Genomic DNA, 7,243 nt, shown 5'->3' on the forward strand with positions numbered 1-7,243 from the left:
CGATAAGGTAACGATCGCCTCGATTACTGGATGGGACTACTTGGTCGATGCCTTATTAAGCGCAACTTCATAGAGAAATGGTATTACTAGGATCTTGGGCAATCCATCATAACCCCGGTTCTTGTTCCTAGATTGGGCGTAGCCGGATTTGCGTAATTCATTTGACCTACGGTAACCAGGGATATTGGCGGAAATTAGGAGATCTCTTCTCTAAAAAGGCTTGTTTGCCTTCTGCACCTTCCTCTGTCATGTAATAGAGTAGGGTCGCATTCCCTGCAAGTTCCTGTAGGCCGGCTTGGCCGTCACAGTCGGCATTAAAGGCCGCTTTTAAGCAGCGAATGGCAATCGGACTTTTTTGTAAAATTTCTTGCGCCCATTGAATACCTTCTACTTCTAATTGTTCTACTGGAACCACATGATTAACTAAGCCCATGTCTCGGGCTTGTTGAGCCGTATACTGGCGACAGAGAAACCAGATTTCCCTTGCTTTTTTTTGACCGACAATACGCGCTAAATAACTGGCTCCAAACCCCCCGTCAAAGCTACCCACTTTCGGCCCTGTTTGCCCAAAAATGGCATTATCAGCCGCCAGAGTTAGATCGCAGATGAGGTGTAATACATGACCACCCCCGATCGCATATCCAGCCACTAATGCAATTACCACTTTGGGCATCGACCGGATTAATCGCTGTAAATCGAGTACATTGAGGCGAGGCACTCCTGAATCATCTACATATCCCGCTGTGCCTCGGACGCTCTGGTCTCCACCAGAACAAAACGCATATTTCCCATCCGTATGGGGGCCAGCCCCTGTCAACAAGACTACCCCAATTTGAGCATCTTCTCTTGCGTCGCAAAAAGCCTCATAGAGTTCAAATACAGTTTTGGGACGAAAAGCGTTGCGTTTATGGGGACGGTTAATGGTAATTTTGGCGATACCATCAGTTTTGTGATAGAGAATATCTTCGTAAGTTTTGACGCTTTCCCAGTTAACAGTCATAAATGCGATCGCACCTTATAATCAAGACTTAAGGATTTTACCTCATTCCTTAACCCATTCATGTGGACGACAGCGAGTCGTTGTAGTTGTGGTACACAATAACTTTACTATACAAGCCCCCCACCTAGTGTTGACAGGGCTGTTTTTGAGCAAGCTTGCTCTCTATTGTTTTATAATCGCCAGAAATCACTCTCAAACAACCCTGCCGGATTTTGGCAAAGGTATTGAAAATGAAAACAGGGTTTCTAAAACTTCATCAGGGGAATGATAGCCTAAACCATAACAAGCACGGTTACGCCAGATAATGGCTGGAAGATGTCCTACAGGTGCAGAGAGGGAAAAGCTGAGTTGATCCATACTTAACCATTTTGACTGAATGCGCCAGCCAATGCGATCGCAAAATACCTCATAATGGCGATCGCACTCTTCCCAAATCCACTCCTGTACCCCAAACCCAAATCGACCTTCGCTATACTCATACCACAGCCGATCCAATGTCTCCATGTCCATCTTCGGCAGCGCCTCTATCTCCTCCAGTGCCAGATCATCTCCTTCCTCATATCCTGCCAGCGCCAACAACAATAACCAGGTATACTCATTCGCCTCTTGCCAACTCCCTGCCTCCAGTAACGACACCAGATGACTATAGTCCATCCCCACCTCAGATGGCCAAGGATTTGGCTCTGAATTCCCCTTTAACTTTCGTAATTCAAACAAAACCTCATGCAAGAGGTTTCTCAACTCTTCTCGCTCCTGAGCCGCAATTTCTAGCTGCTGTTGTAACCCAGTTTGTTCCGTTTCCTCCTCTGGTAATACCATCGACTCATCAATCCAAATCGAACCATTTTCCAACTGCTTCCCTATCAGCCTTCCCTGTTTCCACCAGCGCCAAGCCGTCTTATAGGAAACCCCCATCTGTTGGGCATAATTCGATAATGTTATTTGCCGTTCTTGTTCCACAACCCAAGGTCAAAATCTTTAACTGGCAGGACGCACCACACGAATCAACTGACTGCTTAAGTCTTCTGCTGCGGCGATCTCATCATTAATCCGAATTGCCATACGATAACGATCCATATCATTAGTACAAACAATAATACCGCAATGGCTGGGATTTGCACGGTGTAATTGAATAAAATCTTGGCGATTTAGAGTCAATACTGCACGGTTATTACGAATCGCGAAATCTAACACCTGATCGTCAGGTATTCCCAAGTTAGCATTTCCTGCGTCTTGTACAGTCAATACATTATGTTCCATCATCCGGAGTCGCTCGCTGACTTGTCGAGGAAATTGTTCGTCAGCATATAAACGAGCTATCAAGCAACCTCATTATTCCTGTGAATTGCTGCGGCAATTTCTTCCGGATAAGCATCCGCATAAGCCCAAGCATTGACCAAATCAGCCGCCGTAATATGAGGATAATCTTGCAAAAGTTGGGCTTCACCAATACCCAGTTGCTGGGCTTCAACCAATAGCCAAACAGCGATTCGAGTTCCAGCGATACAAGATTCTCCACCACAAACACCAGGGGTTTTCGTGATGCCTTTGCCACTGAGACGGAGACTTTGGGTTAACCGCTGAACTATGGCTGCTTTTTCAGCAAGCGATAGAGTCAGCAGTTGCTCTTCTAGTTCTTTGCTAGTCATGGACGATAGCAATAGTGAGAGGGTAATTCAATTTTAGGCTAACTGGCCTCACTTTGACTTCCCGTGACCACCGAAACGGATGCCAATAAAGACATCGTAGAGGAAACTCCCAAAACTCTGTTTTTCGAGAAGTCCGAGGGTTTGGGTGCAGCCTTTGCGGTCTAATAGAGGTTTCATCACCTGATAGGTTTTTTCATAGTAGTACCAGGGAATGGAGGGCCAAAGATGATGCACGAGATGATAGTTTTGCCCGAAAATTAACAGATTCAGGATGGGACTCGGATAAACTCTGGCATTTTTCCAACGAGCGGTTTCATGGAAGGGACGATGGGGAAGATAGTCGAAGAATAAGCCTAGGGCTAAACCAACGATACCACTGGGAACAAACCAAAAGTTGAGGATATAGCTCAGGAAACCCCAATGATAGGCAGCAGCAACGATCGCCACCAAAAATAAACGACTGAGAAACCATTCCAGTAGCTCATTATTTTTCCAGAGTTTCCGCTGGAAAAAGTAGATTTCGTGGTAGAAAAAGCGGGCGTTGATTAACCAGAGTGGGCCCCCTGTAGAGACGAAGTGATCGGGGTCGTTTTCGGGGTCGTTGACGTTGGCGTGATGCTCAATATGGACTCGGGTAAAGACCGGAAAGGCAAAACCAAGCATCAGAGCGCTACCATGGCCGAGAATGGCGTTCAGCAGGCGATCGCGGTGTGCAGCCTTATGGGAGGCATCATGAATAATAGTGCCGGCTAAATGCAACGCCAAGATACTCTCGATAAACGAGAGCCAATGGGGTAAACCTGCCCACCAATATCCCCACACTGACAGCCCAATTAAGATTAGAGCTGCCAAGAACATGATCACATTGAGATTGAAAAACGTCTCAGGTGGATGAAGCAACTCTTTGGGAACGGTCAGGGGTCTCTGTGCCTCCGACACCATCATGCGATTCGGTACTCCTTCGTTTAACTGGTACAAATAAGCCTTTGGGTAGTATAGAGGATGAGGGGGAAATAATAAAGTTTTGTAACATCAACTCATTTAATGAAACTGGGCGGGTATACCTCGATCGCCTTTATCTTAGGAACAGAGCATCAAAATGGATCTATGATGATGAGCTTCTGGTTGTTCCTATTGCCGAGTGTATTCCTAACTTGGGGAAGTAGTGATCGCCTCTGGCAAGCCTATGCCCTCCGTCCCACTGAAGTTTCTATCCTAGAGACTCAAGAATCGGAGAGTTCTGGATGGTTAGTTAAGCAAGGAGGGCTTTCCCAACCCGGTTTAACCCGCTTTACTCCCGCTAATTTTGGCTCTCAACGACTCAATGAGCATTTGGGTTGGTATTTGTATCAAGTCGCCTTATATGGGCCGCCTGATGTTCTGATTGTGGGCAGTTCTCGCGCCCTGCAAGGGGTCGATCCGTTAGCCTTGCGCAAAGCTATAGGAGAGGGACAGCAGGGAGAGTTAAGCATTTATAATTTCGGCATTAATGGCGCAACGGTCCAAGTGGTGGATTTGTTAATCCGGGAAATTCTCACCTCCGATCAACTTCCCCGTCTGATTCTCTGGGCAGATGGAGTCCGAGCATTTAATAGTGGTCGTTCAGACCGTACCTATCAATCGATTATTGAATCTGAAGGGTATCAACTGCTCTTAGAGGGAGTACGCCCTAGTGTTCCCTTACTTTTGCCAGATGCCGAGCAGTGTTATGACATTCCGATACCTTTTGCCAGTTCAGAGCCATCGGTCTCATTAATTTCTAGTGTCCTGAGTTCTCCTTGTCTATTACCCCCAGTTTCCCAACGCCATCAAGCCTCGATCTGGGAAAAAGCATTAGCCACCATTCAGGCAAATCGCACGTTGAGTGATTTAACGCCTTTGGGGTTTTTACCGGTTGAGCAAGTTTTTAATCCCCAAACCTACTATACCCGGTATCCCCGCATCGCTGGACAGTTTGACGGGGACTATAGTGGATTCTATCTTCAGGGAGAACAGGCGATCGCCCTTTCCCAACTGCTCGCCTATACCCAAAGACGGCAGATTCCGTTAGTATTTGTCAATCTTCCCCTAACTGCGGACTATCTCGATCCGGTACGTCTGGCTTATGAACAAGAGTTTCATCAGGAACTCAATGGGTGGGTCAATCATCAAGGCTTAATCATGGTCAATCTGGTTAGCTCAGAATTAGAGAACCTCAAGAATCCCAAGTATTTTGCCGATCCGAGCCATATTAATCAATGGGGGGCGATCGCCGTTGCCCGTGAATTAGCCAAACATGCTAACCTTCCTTGGCCAAAACCTAAATCTAGGATGGAGACTGCCAGGTAACTATGCATATGAAATCGAGTAGTCCAGTCTACTGGTTATTTGTATTTAGCCTTCTAGGGGCTGTTATCCTCTGGATATTGAGAGGAGTCGGTCTGTTGACGTTTATTCCTGGAGGAATTATTATTCTGCTGATCTGGACGGCGATCGCTGCCGGGATTCTCCAATTGAGCATTACCCGTTTCTAGAATCTTGTTACAAAACTTGATAATTTGAGGTCCTTTACGCTATAATTCTCCCTCAGCATAAATAAGCATATATTCCTAAACAAGATGAACACCTCTTCTACTGTTGCCTTAGCTACCAAAAAAAAATCTGCATCCACCTCCGTTCAAGCTAAAGAATCCTGGAAAAGGATGCAAAATTTGTATCAAGCGGATCAACAAGTCAAGTATCTGCACTTAGAAGCTGAAGTGGAATGCCTATTGCAAAAAATTCAACTGATGGCTCAGAAATAAACCCTCCCCCTAAATCACCACAGATTTCTGTCTACAGAACTTAAGCAATGCAAGCTTTTGCCTATTGCTAGAGTCCAAAGCGTTATACTTTCTCAGGTAGCCCAAAGCACTGTAAATCAACTGCTACCTGAGAAAAATCATGAGTTTATCATTACCCCATTTGATCCTAATAACGTGGAGTTCCCTATGGCGTAACCCCTTGAGATCGGGGTTAACTTTGGTCGGAGTATTCATGGGTGTCTTTGCCGTTGATGCCACGTTGAAAGTCGGTACAATCTCTAGAGCCATCATGGAAGAAGAGTTAGCCCAGCGAGAACCTCCACAGGTAGAAATTTGGAAATGGGGAATGACTTCAGAGGATGTGACGTTTCTGGAGAAACAGTTAACCGGAGTAGAGGCGATCGCGACTAAACAGTATATCAATTGGAGAAGTCAAGTTTTCTTTGAAGACAAACAAGCTGAGGCAGAAGTTGTCGCGGTATCCGAGCATTTGCTCGCCACAGCCGGGCGAAGAATCATTCAGGGACGAGCTTTTTCCTCCAGAGAGTTTACTGAATTTCGTTCCGTTGCCATTATTGATGAATTTATGGCACAGCAGCTCTTTAAAGATCGAGATCCCCTTCATCAACGCATATATATTCATGGTAGACCCTATATCATTATTGGTATAGTTGCGAATTTTCCAGCCGATGGAGAGCGACAAGGACTCGTATTAGTGCCTTCTACTCTCTATTATGCTCTGACCGGTTCTCGGATAATCCCTAATATCCTAATTCGTCCCCAAAACATAGAAGATCTTGAGGAGCTAGAACAGCAGGTTAACACTTTAGTTGAGCAGAGATTTCCCCAACAACGGTTTTGGGTAGGGACGAATATAGATGAAATCTTGGAACAACAAACTACCTTAAAATTAGCATCCCAAGGATTAGCATTAGTGGGATTAATTGCTTTATTCGTGGGGGGGGTAGGTATCGCCAATATTAGCATTGCCTCGGTGATGGAAAGAACCGCCGAGATTGGGCTGCGTTTAGCGATCGGTGCAACAGAGCGGGATATTTTATGTCAATTTATTCTAGAAGCCACACTGCTGAGTTTAGTGGGTGGGGTAATGGCGATCATAACCGTTCACAGTTTAACCCTGATTGTTGCCGATCAATTTAACTTACCCTACCGCTTTGATCCCCAAGTCGCTGGATTTTCCCTTAGTGCAGCTCTAGTTGTCGGTATGGGAGCCGGTTTTTTCCCAGCTTGGCAAGCAAGTCAACTCGATCCTGTCAAAGCTCTACGAGCTTAATTGAGCTTTAACTTGACTTTAAACTAACAATCGATAATAATAGAAGATCGGAGTGCTTAATCAGATTGCTGAAAGACTCCTAGAAGCGGAACTGGCGGAATTGGTAGACGCGCTAGATTCAGGTTCTAGTGTCCGCAAGGACTTCGGGGTTCAAGTCCCCGGTTCCGCATAACCTTATAACCTAGCTACACCAGGCAATTGAATCCCAAAGTTCTCACAGGCACTACTTTTCACATATATTTCACACAAAACCACTTTAACACCCCAAAAATGAGTATGAGGTAAATAGGTCATAAAAATAGAGAAAACTTATTCATGGAAACATTGCCATAGACTTTCACTAATAACCCAATCACATGACCATCACATAAGCATCCCCTATGGATAAGTAGAGAACCATACGGGAAATACTATTTGATATGTATAATTGGAGGACTTAGGCTAATTCAAGTCAACCAGTGTGCCCTTAGTTCAGTTGGTAGAACGCAGGTCTCCAAAACCTGATGCCGGGGGTTCA

The 7,243-nt window shown here is 45.5% G+C and carries 9 protein-coding genes and 1 tRNA gene; 5 read left to right on the forward strand and 5 right to left on the reverse strand.

From position 1 onward, the window contains the following. Positions 1 to 166 precede the first annotated feature (166 nt). The 5 genes from menB to crtR all read right to left on the reverse strand — a co-directional run bounded on the left by menB (position 167) and on the right by crtR (position 3,594). On the reverse strand, positions 167 to 1,000 hold the full coding sequence (gene menB, locus J7529_RS24110; protein ID WP_318731092.1) for a 1,4-dihydroxy-2-naphthoyl-CoA synthase: 834 nt from the start codon (positions 998 to 1,000) through the stop codon (positions 167 to 169). A gap of 192 nt (positions 1,001 to 1,192) precedes the next feature. After that, a complete protein-coding gene (locus J7529_RS24115) occupies positions 1,193 to 1,960 on the reverse strand; it encodes a GUN4 domain-containing protein (RefSeq protein WP_318731093.1) in 768 nt (255 codons plus the stop codon). A gap of 18 nt (positions 1,961 to 1,978) precedes the next feature. Further along, a complete protein-coding gene (locus tag J7529_RS24120) occupies positions 1,979 to 2,320 on the reverse strand; it encodes a DUF5615 family PIN-like protein (RefSeq protein WP_413038980.1) in 342 nt (113 codons plus the stop codon). Next, positions 2,320 to 2,649, reverse strand: a complete 330-nt coding sequence (locus J7529_RS24125; protein WP_318731095.1) for a DUF433 domain-containing protein — start codon at positions 2,647 to 2,649, stop codon at positions 2,320 to 2,322. The genes J7529_RS24120 and J7529_RS24125 overlap by 1 nt, the downstream gene beginning before the upstream one ends. Positions 2,650 to 2,697: 48 nt before the next feature. Continuing rightward, complete coding sequence (gene crtR / locus J7529_RS24130) at positions 2,698 to 3,594, reverse strand: beta-carotene hydroxylase (RefSeq protein ID WP_413038981.1); 897 nt, start codon at positions 3,592 to 3,594, stop codon at positions 2,698 to 2,700. Between the two features lie 99 nt (positions 3,595 to 3,693). On the opposite strand from crtR, the gene J7529_RS24135 reads away from it, so the two are divergent. The 5 genes from J7529_RS24135 to J7529_RS24155 all read left to right on the forward strand — a co-directional run bounded on the left by J7529_RS24135 (position 3,694) and on the right by J7529_RS24155 (position 6,895). After that, a complete protein-coding gene (locus J7529_RS24135) occupies positions 3,694 to 4,977 on the forward strand; it encodes a hypothetical protein (RefSeq protein WP_318731097.1) in 1,284 nt (427 codons plus the stop codon). 2 nt (positions 4,978 to 4,979) lie between these two features. Then, positions 4,980 to 5,162, forward strand: a complete 183-nt coding sequence (locus tag J7529_RS24140; RefSeq protein WP_318731098.1) for a hypothetical protein — start codon at positions 4,980 to 4,982, stop codon at positions 5,160 to 5,162. 84 nt (positions 5,163 to 5,246) lie between these two features. Beyond that, the gene (locus J7529_RS24145; RefSeq protein WP_318731099.1) at positions 5,247 to 5,432 is read left to right on the forward strand and encodes a hypothetical protein; all 186 of its coding nucleotides are present in this window, start codon (positions 5,247 to 5,249) and stop codon (positions 5,430 to 5,432) included. A 139-nt stretch (positions 5,433 to 5,571) separates the two neighbouring features. After that, positions 5,572 to 6,726 (forward strand): ABC transporter permease, encoded by a 1,155-nt coding sequence (locus tag J7529_RS24150; protein ID WP_318731100.1) that lies wholly within the window; start codon positions 5,572 to 5,574, stop codon positions 6,724 to 6,726. Positions 6,727 to 6,811: 85 nt separating this feature from the next. Further along, positions 6,812 to 6,895 (forward strand) — tRNA-Leu (locus tag J7529_RS24155). The last annotated feature ends 348 nt before the right edge of the window (positions 6,896 to 7,243 follow it).

This window comes from Roseofilum sp. Guam, from assembly GCF_017746735.1.
Lineage (GTDB): Bacteria > Cyanobacteriota > Cyanobacteriia > Cyanobacteriales > Desertifilaceae > Roseofilum > Roseofilum reptotaenium.